Source organism: Mycobacterium sp. 3-98 (assembly GCF_035918355.1).
Classification (GTDB): domain Bacteria; phylum Actinomycetota; class Actinomycetes; order Mycobacteriales; family Mycobacteriaceae; genus Mycobacterium; species Mycobacterium intracellulare.
The window spans coordinates 1,303,411-1,326,098 of record NZ_CP142360.1; the positions used below are offsets into that span (position 1 = coordinate 1,303,411).

29 protein-coding genes and 1 pseudogene are annotated in these 22,688 nt (G+C 68.2%); 29 read left to right on the forward strand and 1 reads right to left on the reverse strand.

The window, feature by feature from the left end; genetic code table 11:
- Nucleotides 1-33: 33 nt before the first annotated feature.
- From mftA to QGN30_RS06380, 8 genes are all read left to right on the forward strand, one after another.
- A complete protein-coding gene (gene mftA / locus QGN30_RS06345) occupies nucleotides 34-123 on the forward strand; it encodes a mycofactocin precursor MftA (RefSeq protein WP_007773607.1) in 90 nt (29 codons plus the stop codon).
- The gene (gene mftB, locus QGN30_RS06350; protein ID WP_009957100.1) at nucleotides 108-449 is read left to right on the forward strand and encodes a mycofactocin biosynthesis chaperone MftB; all 342 of its coding nucleotides are present in this window, start codon (nucleotides 108-110) and stop codon (nucleotides 447-449) included. Before mftA ends, mftB begins: the two co-directional genes overlap by 16 nt.
- Nucleotides 446-1,657, forward strand: a complete 1,212-nt coding sequence (gene mftC, locus QGN30_RS06355; protein WP_009957098.1) for a mycofactocin radical SAM maturase — start codon at nucleotides 446-448, stop codon at nucleotides 1,655-1,657. The genes mftB and mftC overlap by 4 nt, the downstream gene beginning before the upstream one ends.
- 2 nt (nucleotides 1,658-1,659) lie before the next feature.
- The gene (gene mftD / locus QGN30_RS06360; protein ID WP_009957097.1) at nucleotides 1,660-2,847 is read left to right on the forward strand and encodes a pre-mycofactocin synthase MftD; all 1,188 of its coding nucleotides are present in this window, start codon (nucleotides 1,660-1,662) and stop codon (nucleotides 2,845-2,847) included.
- A 163-nt stretch (nucleotides 2,848-3,010) separates the two neighbouring features.
- Nucleotides 3,011-3,742 (forward strand): mycofactocin biosynthesis peptidyl-dipeptidase MftE, encoded by a 732-nt coding sequence (gene mftE / locus QGN30_RS06365; protein ID WP_036459701.1) that lies wholly within the window; start codon nucleotides 3,011-3,013, stop codon nucleotides 3,740-3,742.
- Complete coding sequence (gene mftF / locus QGN30_RS06370) at nucleotides 3,739-5,157, forward strand: mycofactocin biosynthesis glycosyltransferase MftF (protein WP_248923239.1); 1,419 nt, start codon at nucleotides 3,739-3,741, stop codon at nucleotides 5,155-5,157. The genes mftE and mftF overlap by 4 nt, the downstream gene beginning before the upstream one ends.
- Before the next feature lie 8 nt (nucleotides 5,158-5,165).
- Entirely contained in the window at nucleotides 5,166-6,611 is a 1,446-nt protein-coding gene (gene mftG, locus QGN30_RS06375; RefSeq protein WP_038537567.1) for a mycofactocin dehydrogenase MftG, read from the forward strand.
- A gap of 123 nt (nucleotides 6,612-6,734) precedes the next feature.
- On the forward strand, nucleotides 6,735-7,289 hold the full coding sequence (locus QGN30_RS06380; protein ID WP_026071194.1) for a TetR/AcrR family transcriptional regulator: 555 nt from the start codon (nucleotides 6,735-6,737) through the stop codon (nucleotides 7,287-7,289).
- On the opposite strand, the gene QGN30_RS06385 is transcribed toward QGN30_RS06380, so the two are convergent.
- Nucleotides 7,255-8,517, reverse strand: coding sequence for a cytochrome P450 (locus QGN30_RS06385; protein WP_009957094.1), 1,263 nt, complete (start codon nucleotides 8,515-8,517; stop codon nucleotides 7,255-7,257). The two genes, QGN30_RS06380 and QGN30_RS06385, sit on opposite strands and share 35 nt — an antisense overlap.
- Before the next feature lie 454 nt (nucleotides 8,518-8,971).
- Between QGN30_RS06385 and rpsJ the strand changes: the two genes are divergently transcribed.
- The 21 genes and pseudogenes from rpsJ to rplR all read left to right on the forward strand — a co-directional run bounded on the left by rpsJ (nucleotide 8,972) and on the right by rplR (nucleotide 22,680).
- Complete coding sequence (rpsJ, locus tag QGN30_RS06390; protein ID WP_003873519.1) at nucleotides 8,972-9,277, forward strand: 30S ribosomal protein S10; 306 nt, start codon at nucleotides 8,972-8,974, stop codon at nucleotides 9,275-9,277.
- Between the two features lie 14 nt (nucleotides 9,278-9,291).
- Nucleotides 9,292-9,945 (forward strand): 50S ribosomal protein L3, encoded by a 654-nt coding sequence (gene rplC / locus QGN30_RS06395; RefSeq protein WP_008260820.1) that lies wholly within the window; start codon nucleotides 9,292-9,294, stop codon nucleotides 9,943-9,945.
- Entirely contained in the window at nucleotides 9,945-10,616 is a 672-nt protein-coding gene (rplD, locus tag QGN30_RS06400; protein WP_036459698.1) for a 50S ribosomal protein L4, read from the forward strand. The genes rplC and rplD overlap by 1 nt, the downstream gene beginning before the upstream one ends.
- Nucleotides 10,616-10,918, forward strand: coding sequence for a 50S ribosomal protein L23 (gene rplW, locus QGN30_RS06405; RefSeq protein ID WP_003873516.1), 303 nt, complete (start codon nucleotides 10,616-10,618; stop codon nucleotides 10,916-10,918). The genes rplD and rplW overlap by 1 nt, the downstream gene beginning before the upstream one ends.
- A 28-nt stretch (nucleotides 10,919-10,946) precedes the next feature.
- The gene (gene rplB, locus QGN30_RS06410; protein WP_008260807.1) at nucleotides 10,947-11,789 is read left to right on the forward strand and encodes a 50S ribosomal protein L2; all 843 of its coding nucleotides are present in this window, start codon (nucleotides 10,947-10,949) and stop codon (nucleotides 11,787-11,789) included.
- Between the two features lie 29 nt (nucleotides 11,790-11,818).
- Nucleotides 11,819-12,100, forward strand: a complete 282-nt coding sequence (gene rpsS, locus QGN30_RS06415; RefSeq protein WP_009957090.1) for a 30S ribosomal protein S19 — start codon at nucleotides 11,819-11,821, stop codon at nucleotides 12,098-12,100.
- The gene (gene rplV, locus QGN30_RS06420; protein ID WP_009957089.1) at nucleotides 12,097-12,654 is read left to right on the forward strand and encodes a 50S ribosomal protein L22; all 558 of its coding nucleotides are present in this window, start codon (nucleotides 12,097-12,099) and stop codon (nucleotides 12,652-12,654) included. The genes rpsS and rplV overlap by 4 nt, the downstream gene beginning before the upstream one ends.
- The gene (gene rpsC, locus QGN30_RS06425; protein WP_008260804.1) at nucleotides 12,654-13,478 is read left to right on the forward strand and encodes a 30S ribosomal protein S3; all 825 of its coding nucleotides are present in this window, start codon (nucleotides 12,654-12,656) and stop codon (nucleotides 13,476-13,478) included. Before rplV ends, rpsC begins: the two co-directional genes overlap by 1 nt.
- A 3-nt stretch (nucleotides 13,479-13,481) precedes the next feature.
- Nucleotides 13,482-13,898: a 50S ribosomal protein L16 gene (gene rplP / locus QGN30_RS06430; protein WP_008260803.1), complete on the forward strand. Its 417-nt coding sequence runs from the start codon at nucleotides 13,482-13,484 to the stop codon at nucleotides 13,896-13,898.
- Nucleotides 13,898-14,131: a 50S ribosomal protein L29 gene (gene rpmC / locus QGN30_RS06435; RefSeq protein ID WP_008260802.1), complete on the forward strand. Its 234-nt coding sequence runs from the start codon at nucleotides 13,898-13,900 to the stop codon at nucleotides 14,129-14,131. The genes rplP and rpmC overlap by 1 nt, the downstream gene beginning before the upstream one ends.
- Nucleotides 14,131-14,478, forward strand: a complete 348-nt coding sequence (gene rpsQ, locus QGN30_RS06440; protein ID WP_008260801.1) for a 30S ribosomal protein S17 — start codon at nucleotides 14,131-14,133, stop codon at nucleotides 14,476-14,478. Before rpmC ends, rpsQ begins: the two co-directional genes overlap by 1 nt.
- Before the next feature lie 114 nt (nucleotides 14,479-14,592).
- The gene (locus tag QGN30_RS06445; protein ID WP_009954379.1) at nucleotides 14,593-16,953 is read left to right on the forward strand and encodes an arylsulfatase; all 2,361 of its coding nucleotides are present in this window, start codon (nucleotides 14,593-14,595) and stop codon (nucleotides 16,951-16,953) included.
- A 68-nt stretch (nucleotides 16,954-17,021) separates the two neighbouring features.
- The gene (locus tag QGN30_RS06450; RefSeq protein ID WP_009954380.1) at nucleotides 17,022-17,912 is read left to right on the forward strand and encodes a formylglycine-generating enzyme family protein; all 891 of its coding nucleotides are present in this window, start codon (nucleotides 17,022-17,024) and stop codon (nucleotides 17,910-17,912) included.
- Between the two features lie 39 nt (nucleotides 17,913-17,951).
- Nucleotides 17,952-19,459 (forward strand): annotated as a pseudogene (locus tag QGN30_RS06455) (HNH endonuclease signature motif containing protein).
- A 228-nt stretch (nucleotides 19,460-19,687) separates the two neighbouring features.
- Nucleotides 19,688-20,056, forward strand: a complete 369-nt coding sequence (rplN, locus tag QGN30_RS06460) for a 50S ribosomal protein L14 (protein ID WP_003403649.1) — start codon at nucleotides 19,688-19,690, stop codon at nucleotides 20,054-20,056.
- Nucleotides 20,057-20,374: a 50S ribosomal protein L24 gene (rplX, locus tag QGN30_RS06465; RefSeq protein WP_008260626.1), complete on the forward strand. Its 318-nt coding sequence runs from the start codon at nucleotides 20,057-20,059 to the stop codon at nucleotides 20,372-20,374.
- A 1-nt stretch (nucleotide 20,375) separates the two neighbouring features.
- A complete protein-coding gene (gene rplE / locus QGN30_RS06470) occupies nucleotides 20,376-20,939 on the forward strand; it encodes a 50S ribosomal protein L5 (protein ID WP_008260625.1) in 564 nt (187 codons plus the stop codon).
- A 4-nt stretch (nucleotides 20,940-20,943) separates the two neighbouring features.
- Complete coding sequence (locus QGN30_RS06475) at nucleotides 20,944-21,129, forward strand: type Z 30S ribosomal protein S14 (RefSeq protein ID WP_003873499.1); 186 nt, start codon at nucleotides 20,944-20,946, stop codon at nucleotides 21,127-21,129.
- Between the two features lie 191 nt (nucleotides 21,130-21,320).
- On the forward strand, nucleotides 21,321-21,719 hold the full coding sequence (gene rpsH / locus QGN30_RS06480; protein WP_008260619.1) for a 30S ribosomal protein S8: 399 nt from the start codon (nucleotides 21,321-21,323) through the stop codon (nucleotides 21,717-21,719).
- 11 nt (nucleotides 21,720-21,730) lie between these two features.
- Nucleotides 21,731-22,270, forward strand: coding sequence for a 50S ribosomal protein L6 (gene rplF, locus QGN30_RS06485; protein ID WP_008260611.1), 540 nt, complete (start codon nucleotides 21,731-21,733; stop codon nucleotides 22,268-22,270).
- 41 nt (nucleotides 22,271-22,311) lie between these two features.
- Nucleotides 22,312-22,680: a 50S ribosomal protein L18 gene (rplR, locus tag QGN30_RS06490; RefSeq protein WP_008260609.1), complete on the forward strand. Its 369-nt coding sequence runs from the start codon at nucleotides 22,312-22,314 to the stop codon at nucleotides 22,678-22,680.
- The last annotated feature ends 8 nt before the right edge of the window (nucleotides 22,681-22,688 follow it).

Below are 22,688 nucleotides of genomic sequence, written 5' to 3' on the forward strand. Positions count from 1 at the left end.
TCGTTGTCAAGACCCGACGAAAGGCAAGGCCCCGTGGACCACGAGACCGAAACTGACACCCAGCTCGTCACCGAGACCCTGGTCGAAGAGGTGTCCATCGACGGCATGTGCGGGGTCTACTGACCGTGCCTGCGCCCGCGCAGGCCGAAACGGCTCGCCCCGCCGGCGACACCGTGTTCGATCCTGATCGCGGCTGGCGACTGCACCCGCAGGTGGCGGTGCGGCCGGAACCGTTCGGCGCGCTGCTCTATCACTTCGGCACCCGCAAGCTGTCGTTTTTGAAGAACCGCACCATCCTCACGGTGGTGCAGTCGCTGGCCGAGCACCCCGACGTCCGCTCCGCTTGTCGCGCGGCGGGCATCGACGACGCGGGGCAGGGTCCCTACCTGCACGCGCTGGGTGTGCTCGTCGACTCCAAGATGCTGGTGCCCCGGGAGGACCATCAATGACCGCACCGACCCAAGCGGCCGTACCGCGGCTGATCGAGCAGTTCGAGCACGGGCTCGACGCCCCCATCTGCCTCACCTGGGAGCTCACCTACGCCTGCAACCTGGCCTGCGTGCACTGCCTGTCGTCGTCGGGCAAGCGGGATCCGCGCGAGCTGTCCACCCGTCAGTGCATGGACATCATCGACGAGCTGGAACGCATGCAGGTGTTCTACGTCAACATCGGTGGTGGGGAACCCACTGTGCGCCCGGACTTTTGGGAGCTCGTCGACTACGCGACCGCCCATCACGTCGGCGTCAAGTTCTCCACCAACGGCGTCCGGATCACGCCCGAGGTCGCCGCGCGGTTGGCGGCCAGCGACTACGTCGACGTCCAGATCTCGCTGGACGGCGCCACCGCCGAGGTCAATGACGCGGTGCGTGGACCCGGGTCGTTCGACATGGCGGTGCGGGCGCTGGAAAACCTGGCCGACGCCGGCTTCAAAGACGCCAAGATCTCGGTGGTCGTCACGCGGCACAACGTCGACCAGCTCGACGAATTCGCCGCGCTGGCAAGCCGTTACGGCGCCACGCTGCGGATCACCCGGCTGCGCCCGTCCGGGCGCGGCGCCGATGTCTGGGAGGAGCTGCACCCCACCGCCGACCAGCAGGTCCAGCTGTACGACTGGCTGGTCGCCAAGGGCGAGCGGGTGCTCACCGGCGACTCCTTCTTCCACCTGGCCCCGCTCGGTCAGTCCGGCGCGCTGGCCGGCCTGAACATGTGCGGCGCGGGCCGCGTCGTGTGCCTGATCGACCCCGTCGGCGACGTGTACGCGTGCCCGTTCGCCATCCATGACCGCTTCCTGGCCGGAAACGTGCTGTCGGACGGCGGCTTTGACAACGTGTGGAAGAACGCCCCGTTGTTCCGCGAGCTGCGCGAACCGCAGTCGGCGGGCGCCTGCGGCAGTTGCGGGCATTACGACAGCTGCCGGGGCGGCTGCATGGCGGCCAAGTTCTTCACCGGCCTGCCGCTGGACGGGCCGGACCCCGAATGCGTCCAGGGCCACAGCGCGTCGGCGCTGGCGCACGACCGCGAGACGCCGCGCCCCCGGGCCGACCACTCCCGCGGCAAGCGCATCCGCCAACCGGTGCCGCTCACGCTGTCGCTGCGGCCACCGACGGTCACGCCCGCGGCGCCGCCGGCGCGCCTGTGTAATGAAAGCCCGGTGTGACAATGGCCGAGAAATGGTTTGAAACCGTTGCCATCGCGCAGCAACGCGCCAAGCGCCGGCTGCCGAAATCGGCCTATTCGTCGTTGATTTCGGCCAGCGAAAAGGGAATCACCGTTTCCGACAACGTCGAAGCCTTCGGTGAGCTCGGTTTCGCCCCCCACGTCGTCGGCGCGCCGGCCAAGCGCGACATGTCGACCAGCGTTATGGGGCAGGACATTTCGATGCCCGTCCTGATCTCACCGACCGGCGTGCAGGCCGTGCACCCCGACGGCGAGGTGGCCGTCGCGCGGGCCGCCGCCGCCCGCGGCACCGCCATGGGCCTGTCCTCGTTCGCCAGCAAGCCGATCGAAGAGGTCATCGCGGCGAACCCCAAGCTGTTCTTCCAGCTGTACTGGCTGGGTGACCGCGACGCGATCGCGGCGCGGGTCGAGCGCGCCCGGGCGGCCGGCGCGGCGGGCCTGATCGTCACCACCGACTGGAGCTTCTCGCACGGCCGGGACTGGGGCAGCCCCTCGATCCCGGAGAAGATGGACCTCAAAACCATCCTGAAGATGAGCCCGGAGGTGATCACCAAGCCGCGGTGGTTTCTGCAGTGGGCGAAGACCATGCGGCCGCCGGAGCTGCGGGTGCCCAACCAGGGCCGCCGCGGCGAGCCCGGGCCCCCGTTCTTCGCGGCCTACGGCGAGTGGATGGGCACCCCGCCGCCGACCTGGGAAGACATCGCCTGGCTTCGCGAACTGTGGGGCGGGCCGTTCATGCTCAAGGGCGTGATCCGCGTCGATGACGCCAAAAGGGCTGTGGACGCGGGGGTTTCGGCGATCTCGGTGTCGAATCACGGTGGCAATAACCTGGACGGCACCCCGGCCTCGATCCGCGCCCTGCCGGCGATCGCCGCGGCCGTCGGCGATCAGGTCGAGGTGCTGCTCGACGGCGGCATCCGGCGCGGCAGCGACGTCGTGAAGGCCGTGGCGCTGGGGGCGCGCGCGGTGATGATCGGCCGGGCGTACCTGTGGGGCCTGGCCGCGGCGGGCCAACCGGGCGTGGAGAACGTCCTCGACATTTTGCGTGGCGGCATCGACTCGGCCCTGATGGGTCTGGGACATTCCTCGATCCACGACCTCGGGCCCGGCGACATCCTGGTGCCGCCCGGTTTCACCCGGGCGCTGGGTGTGCCGCCGGCCGGCGGATAACGAAAGCCGGGCTATCCAGGGCGGCTTTGTCGGAATTATTTGACGGCCACGGAAATCGTGGTACGGGCGGGGTAACCGTGACGAACGAGCCGACAATTCGAATGACCGATGAACGGCGCGGAAAAAAAGTTATTTTCAAGCTTCAACAATTGGTGCACGCCAGGTGAATTCGTCCTACCATCACCGAGTGCCCGTACTCGGCGAACTAGGAACAGCGACGTCGAGCCAGCTGTCCGGCACGGCGGCATCGGTCATGATTCCGCTGGGTTCGACCGAGCAACACGGGCCGCACCTGCCGCTGGACACCGACACCCGGATCGCGACGGCGGTCGCCCGGCGCGCTCGCGCGCGCCTCGGCGACGGGTGGCTGGTGGCGCCGGCCATCGCCTACGGCGCGAGCGGCGAGCACCAGAGCTTTGCCGGGACGATCTCGCTCGGCACCGAGGCGCTGACGCTGCTGCTGGTCGAGTACGGCAGGTCGGCGGGCACGTGGGCCCGGCGCCTGGTCTTCGTCAACGGCCACGGCGGCAACGTCGCCGCGCTGGGCGCCGCGGTGGCCAGGCTGCGCGCCGAGGGCCGCGACGCCGGGTGGTGCCCCTGTGTGGCCCCCGGCGGTGACGCCCACGCCGGGCATACCGAAACATCGGTGTTGCTGCATATCTCGCCGGCCGATGTCCGGACCGACCAGTGGCGCGCCGGCAACACCGCACCGTTGCCGGAGTTGCTCGGGTCGATGCGCCGCGGGGGAGTCGCGGCGGTCAGCCCGGTCGGCGTTTTGGGCGACCCGACCACCGCCACCGCCGCCGAGGGCGAGCGCATCGTCGCCGAGATGGTCGACGAGTGTGTCCGCCGCGTCGCCCGCTGGGGACCCGGCCCCGACGGGATGCTGACATGACCTCCTCGGCGCCCCGGCTGCCCGACGGCTTCGCGGTCCAGGTCGACCGCCGCGTGCGGGTGCTCGGCGACGGCTCGGCGCTGCTCGGCGGTTCGCCGACCCGGCTGCTGAAGCTGGCCCCGGCGGCACAGGACATGCTCTGCGACGGCCGGCTGAAGGTGCGCGACGACCTCAGCGCCCAGCTCGCCCGCACCCTGCTGGACGCCACGGTCGCGCATCCCAGGCCCGCCGGCGGGCCGTCGCACCACGACGTGGCCGTGGTAATCCCGGTGCGCAACAACCTTTCTGGCGTGCGCCGGCTGGTGAGCTCGCTGCGCGGGCTGCGCGTCGTCGTGGTCGACGACGGCTCGTTCAACGCCGTCGAGCCCGAAGACTTCGTCGGCGCGCACTGCGACATCGAGGTGTTGCGCCACCACCGCAGCAAGGGCCCGGCGGCGGCCCGCAACACCGGGCTGGCGGCCTGCCGGACGGACTTCGTGGCGTTCCTGGATTCCGACGTCGCGCCGCGCCGGGGCTGGCTGGAGGCCCTGCTCGGTCACTTCTGCGACCCCACCGTCGGCCTGGTCGCGCCGCGCATCGTCGGCCTGTCGCACAACGAGAACGTGGTGGCGCGCTACGAGGCCGTGCACTCCTCGCTCGACCTCGGTGAGCGCGAGGCCCCGGTGTTGCCCCACAGCACGGTGTCGTATGTCCCCAGCGCGGCCATCATCTGTCGGTGCTCGGCCATCCGGGAGGTCGGCGGGTTCGACGAGACGTTGCAGTCCGGCGAGGACGTCGACCTGTGCTGGCGGCTGATCGAGTCGGGCGTCCGGCTGCGTTACGAGCCGATCGCGCTGGTGGCCCACGACCACCGCACCGAATTGCGGGATTGGCTCGCGCGCAAAGCATTTTATGGCGGCTCGGCCGCCCCGCTGTCGGTGCGCCACCCGGACAAGACGGCGCCGGTGGTGATCTCCGGCTGGGCGCTGATGACCTGGACGCTGATGGCCTTCGGGTCCACGCTGTCGCGGCTGGCGTCCATCGTGCTGGCCGTCCTGACGGGGCGGCGCATCGCGCGGGCGATGCGCAGCGCGGAGACGTCGATGACCGATGTCGCCATGATCGCGGGCCGCGGCCTGTGGTCGGCGGCGCTGCAGCTGGCGTCGGCGCTGTGCCGGCACTACTGGCCGCTGGCGCTGATGGCCGCGACCATGTCGCGGCACTTCCGGCGGGTGGTACTGGTCGCGGCCGTCATGGACGGGGTGGTCGACTGGCTGCGCCGCCGGGACGCCGTCGGCGACGACGTCGAACCGATCGGGCTGCCGACCTATCTGGTGCTCAAGCGCGTCGACGACCTGGCGTACGGCCTCGGGTTGTGGTGGGGTGTGCTACGGGAGCGCAACGTGCGCGCCCTGAAACCCCAGATCCGCAGTTAGCCGCCGCCTTGACCGCAGCCGTCTCGCACAGCGATGTGCTGATCGTCGGCGCCGGCAGTGCTGGATCGGTTGTCGCCGAACGCCTTTCCGCCGACGCGGACCGCACGGTCACCGTCCTCGAGACGGGCCCCGCCCTCGACGATCCGGGCCTGCTCGCCCAGACCGCCAACGGTCTGCAGCTGCCGATCGGCGTCGGCAGCCCCCTGGTCCGGCGCTATCAGACCCACCTCACCGACGAACCCGTCCGCCAGCACCCCCTGGTGCGGGGGGCCACGGTGGGCGGATCGGGAGCCATCAACGGCGGCTACTTCTGCCGCGGATTGCCCCGCGACTTCGACCGCATCGGCCTACCGGGCTGGGGATGGTCCGACGTGCTGGACAGCTTCCGGGCCATCGAGACCGACCTGGACTTCGACGGTCCCGCCCACGGCGACAGCGGCCCCATCCTGGTGCGCCGCACCCACGAGATGACGGGAACCACGGAGCGTTTCATCACCGCCGCCCAGCGCGCCGGATTCGGCTGGATCGCCGACCTCAACGACGTTGCGGCTGAACAGATTTCGGGGATAGGCGCCGTCCCGCTCAACATCGTCGACGGCGTGCGCAGGGGGTCCGGCACCGCGTATCTCATCCCGGCGCTGAGCCGGCCGAACCTGCGCCTGCACGCGCGGACCCGGGCGGTGCGGCTGCGCTTCGCCGGGAGCGTCGCGGTGGGCGTGGACGCGATCGGGCCGGACGGCCACACCGCGTTCACCGCCGACCGAATCGTGTTGTGCGGCGGCGCCATTGAAACGGCGCACCTCCTCATGCTCTCGGGCATCGGCGACCCCGACGCGCTGGCGGCCGCCGGGGTGCCGGTGGCCGCGGCGCTGCCGGTGGGGGCGTCGTTCAGCGATCACGCCGAGTGGGTGCTGCCCACCGACTGGACGGTGGCCCCCGGGCGCCCGGTGCTCGAGGTGGTGCTGAGCACGGCCGACGGCCTCGAGATCAGGCCGTACACCGGTGGATTCGTGGCGATGACCGGCGACGGCACCGCCGGGCACGCCGATTGGCCACACATCGGGGTGGCCCTCATGCAACCGCGCGCGCGGGGCCGCATCACGCTGGTCTCGCCGGATCCCGACGTGGCGCCGCGCATCGAGCACCGCTACGACAGCGAGCCCGACGACGTCGCGGACCTACGCCGGGGCATCGACTTGGCCCACGAATTGGCCGGCAGCACAATCGGTTCCGCGACGGCGGTCTGGTCCACCTCGCAGCATCTGTGCGGCACGGCGCCGATGGGTGTCGACGGCGACCCGCGGGCCGTCGTCGACCCCCGGTGCCGGGTCTACGGCATCGACAACCTGTGGGTGATCGACGGCTCGGTCCTGCCCACGATCACCAGCCGCGGTCCGCACGCCACCATCGTGATGATCGGGCACCGGGCGTCAGAATTCGTTTCGACCCGATAGTCTCGTCGCAGACAGGAGGTGGTCGCCATTACCGCCGGGACGACCGACCCGCGCCCCGCGAGGTCGCGGGCCAGGCTGCTGGACGCCGCCGTCACGCTGCTGCGGGCCGGGGGTCCCAGCGCGGTGACGGTCGACGCGGTCACCCGCACCGCCAACGTGGCCAGGGCGACCCTGTATCGCCACTTTCCGAGCGGAAACGACTTGCTGGCAGCGGCTTTCAACAGCCTGATACCGGCGTCACCGACCCCGCCGGCCGAGGGATCGCTGCGGGACCGGCTGGTCGCGGTGGTGTTGGCCCAGGCCGAATCCGTGGCCCACGCGCCCACCCTCATGACGGCGATGTCCTGGCTGGCGCTGGGGCGTGACCTGGAGGGGCTGCCCGAACCCCGGCACAGCGCCAATGCCGACAGCGCGGCGATCACCACCCTGCGCGAGCGGATCGCTCAGCAGTACGCGGAGCCGTTCGACGTCATCTTCGACAGCCCGGAGGCCGCCGAGCTGGGCGAGGTGGACCGATCCCGGGCGATCGCCATGCTCATCGGACCCCTGGTGCTGGGCCGCCTGTCCACCCTGCCCGATTTCGACTACCGCGAATGCGCGCTGGCTGCGGTCGACGGCTTCCTCCACGTCCAGACCAATCGGGCTAACGCAGCGAATACCGAATCGGCAGGTGCTTGAGACCACCCACGAACGTGGTGGCGACGAGTTCGGGTTCCCCGGCGCACTCGACGGACTCCAGCCGTGGCAACAGTTCGGTGAAAAAGCTGTTCACCTCCATGCGGGCCAGCGCGGCCCCCAGGCAGAAGTGCACGCCGTAGCCAAAGGCCAAGTGCTTGTTGGGGTCTCGGCCGACATCGAACCGGAACGGGTCGTCGAACACGTCCTCGTCGCGGTTCGCCGACACGTAGGACAGATACACCGATTCGCCCGCGGCGATCGGCACCCCGCGAACGGCGGTGTCGGCGACCGCGGTGCGCATGAACTCTTTGACCGGCGTCACCCAGCGGATCATCTCCTCGGTCGCCAGCGGCATCAGTGCGGGGTCGGCGGTCAACCGGGCGCGCTGGTCGGGGTTTTCGATCAGCGCCTGCAGCCCGCCGGCGATGGTGGCGCTCGTGGTGTCGTGCCCGGCGGTCGCGATGATGACGTAGTAGGAGGCCGTGTCGACGTCCGACAGCGGCTCGCCGTCGACGCGCGCGTTGGCGATCGCCGACGCCAGGTCGTCGGTGGGGTGGGCCCGCCGAGCCGCGGTGAGATCGCTGAAGTAGCCGAAGAAGTCGAGCAGGATCTGCATCTGCTCCTCGGGCGTGGTGCCCCGCTTGAACTCCTCGTCGTCGCCGCCGAACAGTTCCTGGGTGAGTCTGAGCATGCGCGGGAAATCCGATTCCGGCAGGCCCAGCAGCGACAAGATCACGTACAGCGGGTAGTTCACGGCGACCTCCTGCACAAAATCGCATTCGCCGCCCGCGGCCATCATCTTGTCGACGTAGCTCTTGGCCAGCTCGTCGACCCTGACCTTCAGCGCGCGCATGGCCTTGGGGCGAAACCAGTCGGCACCGATCGCGCGCACCACCCGGTGCCGGGGGTCGTCCATGTGGATCAGGGTGCGCAGACCCATCCCGGCGTCCAGCTGGGCGCGCGCGAAGTCGTCGGCCTCGGCGGGGGCCAGCAACGGCCGCGGCTCGTTGAGGAACAGGTCGTTGGCCCGCTCGATCTCCATGACGTCGGCGTGCTTGGTGATCGCCCAGAACGGCCGGTACGGCGGACAGTCGACCAACGACACCGGTGCGTGCGCGCGCAGGTGCGCCAGCGCCGCATGCAGCCGCGGCTCGTCGGCGTACGCGGTGGGGTCGGCGAACACCTTGACGGCCTGCGCGGTTTCCGGATCGACGGTCGGTGTGCTCATGGCACTAGTCTTGGCCTCGGCACCGGCCATCTCAAGGCCTCTGACCTGGGCGTTAGCGTCGCGTAGCGACGGCGTCCGGGCCGGGCGTGACGGATTGGGCCCGGGATCTCGCCCGAATTTTGTTCGGGCCCCGATCTAGGGCATACTGTTCAGGTTGCCTTGAGCCGGGTTTGCGCCTGGTCGGGCATACGACCAGCGTCCAAACGGGCGCGTCCGGTCCCATCCTTCGAGTGCGACGAATTTCGATCGTGAATCGGCGCGCCGAGGCCGCGCGAGGGTGACACACCCGACCGCGGGGGCCGGTGGACCACGACAGGTAAACAGCGGCGCACTATCCGGCGCAACGCTCGATCGGCCAACATCGGCCGGCCCGATCGGCGCGCCGGTGGCACTGAGGACATGGATTATTTGAGCCCGGAAACCGGGCCTCAACAGGAGCGAGGGTAGGAGAAGCGTGGCGGGACAGAAGATCCGCATCAGGCTTAAGGCCTACGACCATGAGGCTATCGACGCGTCGGCGCGCAAGATCGTCGAGACCGTCGTCCGCACGGGTGCCAGCGTCGTAGGGCCGGTGCCGCTGCCGACCGAGAAGAATGTGTATTGCGTCATCCGCTCTCCGCACAAGTACAAGGACTCGCGGGAGCACTTCGAGATGCGCACGCACAAGCGGCTGATCGACATCCTCGACCCGACGCCGAAGACCGTTGACGCGCTGATGCGCATCGACCTTCCGGCCAGTGTCGACGTCAACATCCAGTAGGGGGTTACAGAGCAATGGCGCGTAAGGGCATTCTCGGTACCAAGCTGGGCATGACGCAGGTATTCGACGAGAACAACAGGATTGTGCCGGTGACGGTCGTCAAGGCCGGGCCGAACGTGGTGACCCGCATCCGCACGCCGGAGCAGGACGGCTACAGCGCCGTGCAGCTGGCGTACGGCGAGATCAGTCCGCGCAAGGTCAACAAGCCGGTGACCGGTCAGTACGCGGCCGCGGGCGTCAACCCGCGCCGGTTCTTGGCCGAGCTGCGGCTGGACAACCCGGACGCGGCGGCGGAATACCAGGTCGGCCAGGAGCTGACGGCCGAGATCTTCACCGACGGCAGCTACGTCGACGTCACCGGAACCTCCAAGGGGAAGGGCTTCGCCGGCACCATGAAGCGCCACGGCTTCCGTGGTCAGGGCGCCAGTCACGGTGCCCAGGCGGTGCACCGTCGCCCGGGTTCCATCGGTGGTTGCGCCACCCCCGCCCGCGTGTTCAAGGGCACGCGGATGGCGGGCCGGATGGGTAACGACCGGGTGACCGTCCAAAACCTGTTGGTGCACAAGGTCGATACCGAGAACGGCGTGCTGCTGATCAAGGGTGCGGTCCCCGGCCGCACCGGTGGACTCGTGGTGGTCCGCAGCGCGGTCAAACGAGGTGAGAAGTGATGGCAGCACAAGGTTCCAAGACGCTCAAGATCGACGTCAAGACACCGGCCGGCAAGGTCGAAGGCTCGATCGAGTTGCCGGCCGAATTGTTCGACGCCCCGGCCAATATCGCGCTGATGCACCAGGTCGTCACCGCCCAGCGGGCGGCGGCGCGCCAGGGCACGCACTCGACCAAGACGCGCGGCGACGTCAGCGGCGGTGGCCGTAAGCCCTACCGGCAGAAGGGAACCGGCCGCGCCCGGCAGGGTTCCACGCGGGCCCCGCAGTTCACCGGCGGTGGCGTCGTGCACGGCCCCAAGCCGCGTGACTACAGCCAGCGCACGCCCAAGAAGATGATCGCCGCGGCGTTGCGCGGTGCGCTGTCCGACCGGGCGCGCAACGGGCGCATCCACGCGGTCACCGAAATCGTCGCCGGCCAGACCCCGTCGACCAAGAGCGCCAAGGCGTTCCTGGGCACGCTGACCGAGCGCAAGCAGGTGCTGGTCGTGATCGGACGCAGCGACGAGGCGGGCGCCAAGAGCGTGCGCAACCTGCCCGGTGTGCACATCCTGACGCCCGGCCAGCTCAACACCTATGACGTGCTCCGCTCCGACGACGTGGTGTTCAGCGTGGAGGCCCTCAACGCCTACATCAGCGCCAACACCGGTACTCCCGAGGAGGTTTCGGCCTGATGGCGACAGTCACTGACCCCCGCGACATCATCTTGGCCCCGGTCATCTCGGAGAAGTCCTATTCGCTCCTCGATGACAACGTGTACACGTTCGTGGTGCACCCCGATTCGAACAAGACGCAGATCAAGATCGCCATCGAGAAGATCTTCTCCGTCAAGGTCGCATCGGTGAACACCGCGAACCGGCAGGGTAAGCGCAAGCGCACCAGGACCGGGTTCGGCAAGCGCAAGAGCACCAAGCGGGCCATCGTCACGCTGGCGCCGGGTAGCAAGCCGATCGATCTGTTCGGGGCACCGGCCTAGCCGCCGCGAGAGGAAGACCTGATTAGACATGGCAATCCGTAAGTACAAGCCGACGAGCCCCGGCCGTCGCGGCGCAAGCGTGTCCGATTTCTCCGAGGTCACCCGTTCCACCCCGGAGAAGTCGTTGGTTCGGCCGCTGCACGGCCACGGTGGGCGTAACGCGCACGGCCGCATCACCACCCGCCACAAGGGTGGTGGCCACAAGCGCGCCTACCGGGTGATCGACTTCCGTCGCAACGACAAGGACGGCGTCAACGCCAAGGTCGCCCACATCGAATACGACCCCAACCGGACCGCCAACATCGCGTTGCTGCACTTCCTGGACGGCGAGAAGCGCTACATCATTGCGCCGCAGGGACTTTCGCAGGGCGACGTGGTGGAAACGGGTCCGAACGCGGACATCAAGCCGGGCAACAACCTGCCGTTGCGCAACATCCCGGCCGGTACCGTGATCCACGCCGTGGAACTGCGGCCGGGCGGTGGCGCCAAGCTGGCGCGGTCGGCCGGCGCGAGCATTCAGTTGCTCGGTAAGGAGGGCACCTACGCGTCGCTGCGTATGCCCAGCGGCGAGATCCGTCGCGTCGACGTGCGTTGCCGCGCCACCGTCGGCGAGGTGGGCAACGCCGAGCAGGCGAACATCAACTGGGGGAAGGCCGGCCGCATGCGGTGGAAGGGCAAGCGCCCTTCGGTCCGTGGTGTGGTCATGAACCCGGTGGATCACCCGCACGGTGGTGGTGAGGGCAAGACCTCCGGTGGTCGCCACCCGGTGAGCCCGTGGGGCAAGCCCGAGGGCCGCACCCGCCATCCGAACAAGGCCAGCAACAAGCTCATCGTGCGACGCCGGCGTACCGGCAAGAAGCACGGTCGCTGAGGAACCCCAGGACCAGGAGTAGTCAGCACATGCCACGCAGCCTGAAGAAGGGCCCGTTCGTCGACGGCCACCTGCTCAAAAAGGTGGACGCGCAGAACGAGAAGAACACCAAACAGGTGATCAAGACATGGTCGCGCCGTTCGACGATCATTCCTGACTTCATCGGCCACACGTTCGCGGTCCACGACGGACGCAAGCACGTCCCGGTGTTCGTCACCGAGTCGATGGTCGGCCACAAGCTTGGTGAATTCGCCCCCACCCGCACCTTCAAGGGACACATCAAGGACGACCGGAAGGCCAAACGGCGATGACCACGACTGAATTTCCCTCGGCGGTGGCCAAAGCGCGCTTCGTGCGGGTGTCGCCGAGAAAGGCGCGACGGGTGATCGACCTGGTGCGCGGCCGCTCGGTGGCCGACGCGCTCGACATCCTGCGCTGGGCGCCGCAGGCCGCCAGCGAGCCGGTGGCCAAGGTGATCGCCAGCGCCGCGGCCAACGCGCAGAACAACAACGGGCTGGACCCGTCGACCCTGGTGGTCGCCACCGTCTACGCCGACGAGGGCCCGACCGCCAAGCGCATCCGCCCGCGCGCCCAGGGCCGCGCGTTCCGGATTCGCAAGCGCACCAGCCACATCACGGTCGTGGTGGAGAGCCGCCCGGCCAAGGACCAGCGGTCGGCGAAGTCGACCCGGGCCCGCCGCGCCGAGGCGAGCAAGGCCGCCGCCAAGAAGGCCCCGGCCACCAAGGCACCGGCCAGCAAGGCACCCGCCAAGAAGGCCGCGGCAAAAGCGCCCGCGAAGAAGGCCGCACCGAAAGCCGAAGCCAAGACGTCTGAGACTTCTGACGCGAAGGGAGGCTCAGACTAGTGGGCCAGAAGATCAATCCGCACGGCTTCCGGCTGGGCATCACGACCGACTGGAAGTCCCGCTGGTACGCCGACAAGCAGTACTCGGACTACGTCAAGGAAGACGTCGCGATCCGGCGGCTGCTGTCGACCGGCCTGGAGCGGGCCGGGATCGCCGACGTGGAGATCGAGCGCACCCGCGACCGCGTCCGGGTGGACATCCACACCGCGCGTCCGGGCATCGTCATCGGCCGCCGCGGCACCGAGGCCGACCGGATCCGCGCCGACCTGGAGAAGCTGACCGGCAAGCAGGTGCAGCTCAACATCCTCGAGGTCAGAAACCCTGAGTCCCAAGCGCAATTGGTGGCCCAGGGCGTCGCCGAGCAGCTGAGCAACCGCGTGGCGTTCCGCCGGGCGATGCGCAAGGCCATCCAGTCGGCGATGCGCCAGCCCAACGTCAAGGGCATCCGCGTGCAGTGCTCCGGCCGTCTCGGCGGCGCCGAGATGAGCCGCTCGGAGTTCTACCGCGAGGGCCGGGTGCCGCTGCACACGCTGCGCGCCGACATCGACTACGGCCTGTACGAGGCCAAGACCACCTTCGGCCGGATCGGCGTGAAGGTGTGGATCTACAAGGGCGACATCGTCGGTGGCAAGCGCGAACTGGCCGCCGCCGCTCCCGCGGGCGCCGAGCGTTCCCGCCGCGAGCGCCCGTCGGGCACCCGCCCGCGCCGCAGTGGCGCCTCAGGCACCACGGCCACCAGCACCGAGGCCGGCCGGGCCGCCAGCGCCGAAGAGGGCGCCGCGGCCGCCGCACCCGCTGCAGAACCGCAAAGCACGGAGAGCTGAATCATGTTGATTCCACGCAGAGTTAAACACCGCAAGCAGCACCACCCCCGCCAGCGCGGCATCGCCAGCGGCGGCACGGCGGTGAACTTCGGCGACTACGGCATCCAGGCCCTGGAGCACGCGTACGTCACCAACCGGCAGATCGAGTCCGCTCGTATCGCCATCAACCGGCACATCAAGCGTGGCGGCAAGGTGTGGATCAACGTGTTCCCCGACCGCCCGCTGACCAAGAAGCCCGCGGAAACCCGGATGGGTTCGGGTAAGGGTTCGCCGGAGTGGTGGGTCGTCAACGTCAAGCCGGGCCGGGTGCTGTTCGAGCTCAGCTACCCCAACGAGCAGATCGCCCGTGCGGCGCTCACCCGCGCAATCCACAAGTTGCCGATCAAGGCGCGCATCGTGACTCGAGAGGATCAGTTCTGATGGCAGTGGGAATTTCGCCGGGCGAACTGCGCGAGCTCACCGACGAGGAGCTGACCGAGCGGTTGCGCGAGTCCAAGGAAGAGCTGTTCAACCTGCGCTTCCAGATGGCGACCGGCCAGCTCACCAACAACCGCCGGCTTCGCACCGTGCGTCAGGAGATCGCGCGCGTCTATACCGTGCTGCGCGAACGAGAACTGGGCCTGGCTTCCGGGCCGGATGGTAAGGAATCGTGATGGCAGAAGCCAAGAAGGCCGCCCCCAAGAAGGCCGCCGCAGCCCAAGCCGCGTCGAAGGACAAGGGCCCCAAGCACACTCCCGCGAACCCGAAGGTGCGTGGCCGCCGCAAGATGCGCATCGGTTACGTGGTGAGCGACAAGATGCAGAAGACCATCGTGGTCGAACTGGAAGACCGCGTCCGTCACCCGCTGTACGGCAAGATCATCCGGACCACCAAGAAGGTCAAGGCGCACGACGAGAACAGCGCCGCCGGGATCGGCGACCGCGTCTCGCTGATGGAGACGCGCCCGACGTCGGCGACCAAGCGCTGGCGGCTCGTCGAGATTCTGGAAAAGGCGAAGTAAGCCCCGCGCGGCATCGAAACGCCCGAGACCTGATGGTCTCGGGCGTTTTGCTTGCCGCACGTAACGCCGCTGCGAAAAAACGCGGAAAGTTCGCGGCCACGTTACGCTCGGCGCATGTCCACTGACTCGCGAGCCTTCAACGGCAAGATCGAGCTCGATATCCGGGATTCCGAACCGGATTGGGGTCCCTACGCCGCGCCGACCGCGCCGCAGGATGCACCGAACGTCCTCTATCTGGTCTGGGATGACACCGGCATCGCGACCTGGGACTGCTTCGGCGGCCTGGTCGAGATGCCGGCCATGTCGCGCATCGCCGAACGCGGCGTCCGGCTTTCGCAGTTTCACACCACCGCGCTGTGTTCGCCCACCCGGGCGTCGCTGCTTACCGGGCGCAACGCCACGACCGTCGGCATGGCCACCATCGAGGAGTTCACCGAGGGCTTCCCCAACGCCAACGGTCGCATCCCGTTCGAGACCGCCCTGCTGTCCGAGGCCCTCGCCGAGGCGGGATACAACACCTACTGCGTGGGCAAGTGGCACCTGACGCCGCTGGAGGAATCGAACCTGGCGTCGACGAAGCGGCACTGGCCGCTCTCGCGCGGCTTCGAACGGTTCTACGGGTTCCTGGGCGGGGAGACCGACCAGTGGTATCCCGACCTGGTGTACGACAACCATCCGGTCAGCCCGCCGGCCACCCCGGAGGACGGCTACCACCTGTCAAAGGACCTCGCCGACAAGACGATCGAATTCATCCGCGACGCCAAAGTGATTGCGCCGGAAAAGCCGTGGTTCTCCTACGTGTGCCCCGGCGCCGGGCACGCGCCGCATCACGTCTTCAAGCAATGGGCCGACCACTACGCCGGCCGCTTCGACATGGGCTACGAGCGCTACCGCGAGATCGTGCTGGAGCGGCAGAAGTCGATGGGCATCGTGCCGGGCGACACCGAACTGTCGCCGGTCAACCCGTACCTCGACGTGAAGGGTCCCGACGGCCAGGAGTGGCCCCTGCAGGACACGGTGCGACCCTGGGATTCCCTGAATGACGACGAGAAGAGGCTGTTTTCCCGGATGGCCGAGGTGTTCGCCGGGTTCCTGAGCTACACCGACGCCCAGATCGGCCGGATCCTGGACTATCTCGAGGAATCGGGCCAGCTCGACAACACCATCATCGTGGTGATCTCCGACAACGGCGCCAGCGGCGAGGGCGGGCCCAACGGATCGGTCAACGAGGGCAAGTTCTTCAACGGCTACATCGACACGGTCGAAGAAAGCATGAAGCTGTTCGAGTATCTCGGCGGGCCGCAGACCTACAACCACTACCCGATCGGGTGGGCGATGGCATTCAACACGCCCTACAAGCTCTACAAGCGCTACGCCTCCCACGAGGGCGGGATCGCCGACACCGCAATCATCTCCTGGCCCAACGGGATTGCCGCGCACGGCGAGGTCCGCGACAACTACGTCAACGTCTGCGACATCACGCCGACCGTCTACGACCTGCTCGGCCTGACGCCGCCGCAAACCGTCAAGGGCATCGCACAGAAACCACTGGACGGCGTGAGTTTCAAAGCGGCACTTGACGATCCGAAGGCCACCACCGGCAAAAGCACCCAGTTCTACACCATGCTGGGTACCCGCGGGATCTGGCACGAGGGCTGGTTCGCCAACACCGTGCACGCGGCCACACCGGCCGGCTGGTCGCATTTCGACGCCGATCGCTGGGAGCTGTTCCACATCGAGGCCGACCGCAGCCAGTGCCACGACCTCGCGGCCCAAAAGCCGGAGAAACTCGAGGAACTCAAGGCGTTGTGGTTCTCAGAGGCCGCAAAATACAACGGGCTGCCCCTCTCGGATTTCAACATCCTGGAGACCCTGGGGCGCTCGCGGCCGTATCTGGTCGGCGAACGGTCCAGCTACGTCTACTATCCCGATTGCGCGGACGTGAGCATCGGCGCGGCCGCCGAGATCCGCGGCCGCTCGTTCTCGGTGCTGGCCGAGGTGACCATCGATACCACCGGCGCCGAGGGTGTGCTGTTCAAGCAGGGCGGCGCGCACGGCGGGCACGTGTTGTTCATCCAGGACGGGCGGCTGCATTACGTGTACAACTTCCTCGGCGAGCGCCAGCAGGAGGTCTCCTCGGCGCAGGCCGTGCCGTTGGGCAGGCATCTGTTCGGCGCCAGCTATTCGCGGACCGGCACGGTCGAGAACAGTCATACGCCGCTGGGTGACCTGACGCTGTTCATCGATGACGAGGTCGTCGGCACGCTCGCCGGGGTGAGCACCCACCCCGGCACCTTCGGGTTGGCGGGCGCCGGCATCACCGTCGGTCGCAACGGCGGGTCGGGTGTGTCCAGTCGCTTCAAGGCGCCGTTCGCGTTCACCGGCGGGACCATCGCCCAGGTCACCGTCGACCTGTCCGGCCGGCCCTATCGGGACGTGGAAACCGAGATCGCGCTGGCCTTTTCGCGCGACTGACGCGGCCGCGCGAGCGAGCGCCGGCGACGCCTGGATCGATCGAGCAGGGTTCGTCATACCCTGGACTGGTGCTGAGCGAACTGGTCGACCTCCCCGGCGGGTCATTCCGCATGGGCTCGACCAGCTTCTACCCGGAAGAGGCGCCGATCCATACGGTCGCCGTGGGTCCTTTTGCGGTGGAACGGCACCCGGTGACCAATGCGCAGTTCGCCGAATTCGTCGACGCCACCGGGTATCTCACGGTGGCCGAGCAACCGATCGACCCGGCGCTGTACCCCGGTGCGGATCCCGACGATCTGTGCCCGGGCGCAATGGTTTTCCGGCCGACGCCGGGGCCGGTGGACCTGCGTGACTGGCGACAGTGGTGGCGGTGGGTGCCGGGCGCGAGCTGGCGTCATCCGTTCGGGCCCGACAGCGACGTGGCCGACCGCGGCGATCACCCGGTGGTGCAGGTCGCCTACCCCGACGCGGCCGCCTACGCGCGCTGGGCGGGGCGGCGGCTGCCGACCGAGGCCGAGTGGGAGTACGCGGCGCGCGCCGGAAGCACCACGACGTACTCGTGGGGTGACGAGGCCACCAGCGCTGGCCGGCTGATGGCCAACACCTGGCAGGGCAGCTTCCCCTACCGCAATGACGGGGCGCTCGGCTGGGTGGGGACCTCGCCGGTCGGCACGTTTGCGCCCAACGCGTTCGGCCTTATCGACATGATCGGCAACGTCTGGGAATGGACCGCCACCGAATTCTCGCCGCACCACCGGCTCGATTCGGCGCCCAAGGCCTGCTGCACCCCGCCGGGCCCCGCCGACCCGTCCGTCAGCCAGACGTTGAAGGGCGGCAGCCACCTGTGCGCGCCGGAGTACTGCCACCGATACCGGCCGGCGGCGCGGTCCCCGCAATCGCAGGACTCCGCGACCACCCACATCGGGTTTCGCTGCGTGGCGGATTCGCGGTCAGGCTAGGCGGGGGGTTTGTCGGACCCCTGTGGCATAGTCGAACGTATGTTCGATGAGGTGCGGCGGCGTGCGGTGATCGCGGAGCTTGATGAGCTCGTTGAGCGTTGTCATCCGTCGTCGACGCGGGAGTCGGCGGCGTTGTTGGAGCACCTCGGGGTTGTGGCGCGGGTGGAGAATCGGGCGGCGGCGGCGCAGTTGGTGGCGATCGGGGAGTTGTTTGCCTATCGGCTCTCGCGCTGTGCGGAGACCGAGGAGTGGGCGGTGGACACCGAGGCGGCGGTGGCCGCCGAGGTGGGCGCGCAGTTGCGCATCGGCCAGGGCCTGGCGGCGAGTCGGGTGCGCTATGCCCGGGCGATGCGGGAGCGGTTGCCGAAAGTGGGGGCGGTGTTTGGCGCCGGGGATATCGATTATCGGATGTTTCAGACGATCGTGTTCCGCACCGATCTGATCGTCGATCCCGAGGTGCTGGGGGCGGTGGATGCGGTGTTGGCGGCCAATGTGGGCCGGTGGCCGTCGTTGAGTCAGGGCCGGTTGGCGGCCCAGGTCGACAAGGTCGTGGCCAAGGCTGATGTGGATGCGGTGCGGCGGCGCCAGGAGCGCGCGGCCGGCCGGCAGGTGTGGATGGCCGACATGGGTGATGGGCTGGCGCATCTGGAGGCCACCCTGTATGCCCCGGATGCCACGCGCTGGATCGGCGCCTGGATGGGTTGGCGGCCACGGTGTGTGCGCATGACCCACGGACTCGGGAGCAGCGCCGCGCTGATGCGTTGGGGGCGTTGGCCGCCGACGCCGATCGGCTGGGGTGTCGCTGCGGGCGTGCGGATTGTGCGGCTGGGGGGCGGGCCGCGGGCCCGGTGACTGTCCATGTGATCGGCGAACACGCGGTGCTGGAGGGTCGCGCATCCACTCCGGGTGTCGAGGTCGGCGCCGAGGGATTGATCCCGCCGGAGGTGCTCGCCGAGCTGGCGGCCTCGGCGACACTGGTGCCGTTGGCCCATCCCGCCGATGCGCCACCCGAGGCGGGGTATGTGCCCTCGCGGGCGTTGGCCGATTTCGTGCGGTGTCGGGATCTGACGTGTCGCTGGCCTGGCTGTGATCGCCCGGCCACCTCCTGCGATGTGGACCACACCATCCCCTACGCCGCCGGCGGCCCGACGCACGCGTCGAATCTCAAGGCGCTGTGCCGTACGCATCATTTGGTGAAAACGTTTTGGGGCTGGCAGGAAAAGCAGCTGCCCGATGGCACGCTGATCTTCACCTCCCCGGCCGGGCACACCTATGTGACCACCCCGGGCAGCGCGCTGCTGTTTCCCAGCTTGTGCGCGGCCACCGGCGCGATCGCGGCCCCCGAAGCCGACCCGCCCCCGAACCACTGCGGCCAGCGCACCGCGATGATGCCCCAACGCCGCCGCACCCGCACCCAAGACCGCGCCACCCGCATCGCAGCAGAACGCAAACACAACCGCGACGCCCGGCTGGCCCGGCGGGCCCCGGCGGCGACCTGCTCCTGGCCCACCGCCTACGGTCCCGACGACGATCCGCCGCCGTTCTAGGTGCGGAATTTCCTGATCTCGATGCCGTCGGAGCGGAATTTGGCTCTGAGCTGGTCGTCCCCTAGACTCTAGGGGTTGCCTTGGGCAGACCTCGGCCGGTGCGAATCGGCCCCGCGTGCCCTTCGGTGACAAAGACCGCGCACGTCAGGTTTTGGTGGGTCATGCCCGCCGAATGCTCACCCAGGTGGGTTCTCCTGCCGTGCACACGCAACCAGGTCAGGAGATCGAGTGATTCAGCAGGAATCGCGGCTGAAGGTCGCCGACAACACCGGCGCCAAGGAGATCTTGTGCATCCGTGTGCTCGGCGGTTCGTCGCGACGCTACGCCGGCATCGGCGATGTCATCGTCGCCACCGTCAAGGACGCCATCCCCGGCGGCAACGTCAAGCGTGGGGACGTCGTCAAGGCCGTCGTGGTGCGCACGGTCAAGGAGCGCAGGCGTCCCGACGGCAGCTACATCAAATTCGACGAGAACGCCGCGGTGATCATCAAGCCCGACAACGACCCACGCGGGACGCGCATCTTCGGGCCCGTCGGCCGCGAACTGCGCGAGAAGCGGTTCATGAAGATCATCTCGCTGGCTCCGGAGGTTTTGTAGATGAAGGTCAAAAAGGACGACACCGTCCTGGTGATCGCGGGTAAGGACAAGGGCGCCAAAGGCAAGGTGCTCAAGGTCTACCCCGAGCGCAACCGGGTGCTGGTCGAGGGCGTCAACGCCATCAAGAAGCACACCGCGATTTCGACCAACCAGCGCGGAGCCCAGTCGGGCGGAATCGTCACCCAGGAAGCGCCGATCGACGCGTCCAACGTGATGGTGGTCGACTCGGACGGCAAGCCGACCCGCGTCGGCTACCGGGTCGACGAGGAGACCGGCAAGCGCGTCCGCATCTCCAAGCGCAACGGCAAGGACATCTGACATGACCACTGCAGAAAAGGTGCAGCCGCGCCTGAAAGAGCGCTACCGCAACGAGATTCGCGATGCGTTGCATAAGGAATTCGGCTACGGCAACGTGATGCAGATCCCGACGGTGACCAAGGTCGTCGTCAACATGGGTGTCGGCGACGCCGCCCGGGACGCGAAGTTGATCAACGGCGCCGTCAGCGATCTGGCGCTGATCACCGGGCAGCGGCCCGAGATCCGTCGCGCCCGCAAATCCATCGCGCAGTTCAAACTGCGTGAGGGCATGCCGATCGGCGCGCGGGTCACCCTGCGCGGGGACCGGATGTGGGAGTTCCTCGACCGTCTCACCTCGATCGCGCTGCCCCGTATCCGCGACTTCCGCGGCCTTTCGCCCAAGCAGTTCGACGGTGTCGGCAACTACACCTTCGGGCTGGCCGAGCAGTCGGTGTTCCACGAGATCGACGTGGACAAGATCGACCGGGTCCGCGGCATGGACATCAACGTCGTCACCTCGGCGACGACTGACGAAGAAGGACGAGCGCTGCTGCGGGCCCTCGGCTTTCCCTTCAAGGAGAACTGAGTAAATGGCAAAGAAGGCACTGGTCAACAAGGCCGCACGCAAGCCGAAGTTCGCGGTGCGCGGCTACACGCGCTGCAACAAGTGCGGCCGGCCGCGCGCGGTCTTCCGCAAATTCGGCCTGTGCAGGATCTGCCTGCGCGAGATGGCGCATGCGGGCGAGCTGCCCGGCGTGCAAAAGAGCAGCTGGTAAACAGCGCAAACCCCCAGACCAACCCAGAAAAGTGCGCGACAGGCCCGGACCGGGAACCACCGCGAGGAAGGTGACAGACACTGTCATGACTGCGACAGCGACGAAGCAGAGCGCAGCGATGAAGAGGAGTGGCGCTCGATGACTGCGACAGCGACGAAGCAGAGCGCAGCGATGAAGAGGAGTGGCGCTCGATGACTATGACGGACCCGATCGCAGACTTCTTGACACGTCTGCGCAACGCCAATTCGGCGTATCACGACGAGGTGACGTTGCCGCACTCGAAGCTCAAGGCGAACATCGCCCAGATCCTCAAGAGCGAGGGCTACATCAGCGATTACCGCACCGAGGATGCTCGGGTCGGCAAGTCGCTGATCGTTCAGCTCAAGTACGGGCCGAGCCGGGAGCGCAGCATCGCCGGCTTGCGCCGCGTGTCCAAGCCCGGCCTGCGGGTGTACGCGAAATCCACCAATCTGCCGCGCGTGCTCGGCGGCCTGGGAGTGGCGATCATCTCCACCTCCTCGGGCCTGCTGACCGACCGCCAGGCAGCCCGACAGGGCGTGGGCGGCGAAGTCCTCGCGTACGTGTGGTGAGGGGGTAAAAGATGTCGCGTATTGGTAAGCAGCCGGTTCCGGTTCCCGCCGGAGTCGACGTAACGATCGACGGTCAGAAGGTCTCGGTGAAAGGCCCCAAGGGCACGCTGGATCTGACCGTGGCCGAGCCGATCACCGTGGCGCGCAACGACGATGGCGCGATCGTGGTCACCCGCCCCAACGACGAGCGGCGCAACCGCTCGCTGCACGGGCTGTCGCGCACCCTGGTGTCCAACCTGGTCACCGGCGTGACGCAGGGCTACACCACCAAGATGGAGATCTTCGGTGTCGGTTACCGCGTGCAGCTCAAGGGCTCCAACCTCGAGTTCGCGCTGGGCTACAGCCATCCCGTGGTGATCGAGGCGCCCGACGGCATCACGTTCGCCGTGCAGTCGCCGACGAAGTTCACCATCACCGGGATCGACAAGCAGAAGGTCGGCCAGATCTCGGCGAACATCCGTCGTCTGCGTCGCCCCGACCCGTACAAGGGCAAGGGCGTGCGCTACGAGGGCGAGCAGATCCGCCGCAAGGTCGGAAAGACAGGTAAGTAATCATGGCGCAATCACAAGCTGGCGCCGCCGCGCGAAAGCCGGTGGGGCAGAGCGTATCCGCGACTCGGCGCGTCTCTCGGCTGCGCCGGCACGCCCGGCTGCGCAAGAAGATCGAGGGCACGCCGCAGCGTCCGCGGCTGGTGGTCAACCGGTCCGCGCGACACATTCATGTGCAACTGGTCAACGACGAGAACGGGACCACGGTGGCCGCCGCGTCGTCGATCGAGGACGACGTGCGCAGCCTGCAGGGGGACAAGAAAGCCCGCAGCGTGCGGGTGGGCCAGCTGATCGCGGAGCGCGCCAAGGCCGCCGGCATCGACAGCGTGGTCTTCGACCGCGGCGGATACACCTACGGCGGACGGATCGCGGCGCTGGCCGATGCCGCACGCGAGAACGGATTGCAATTCTGATGACTGAG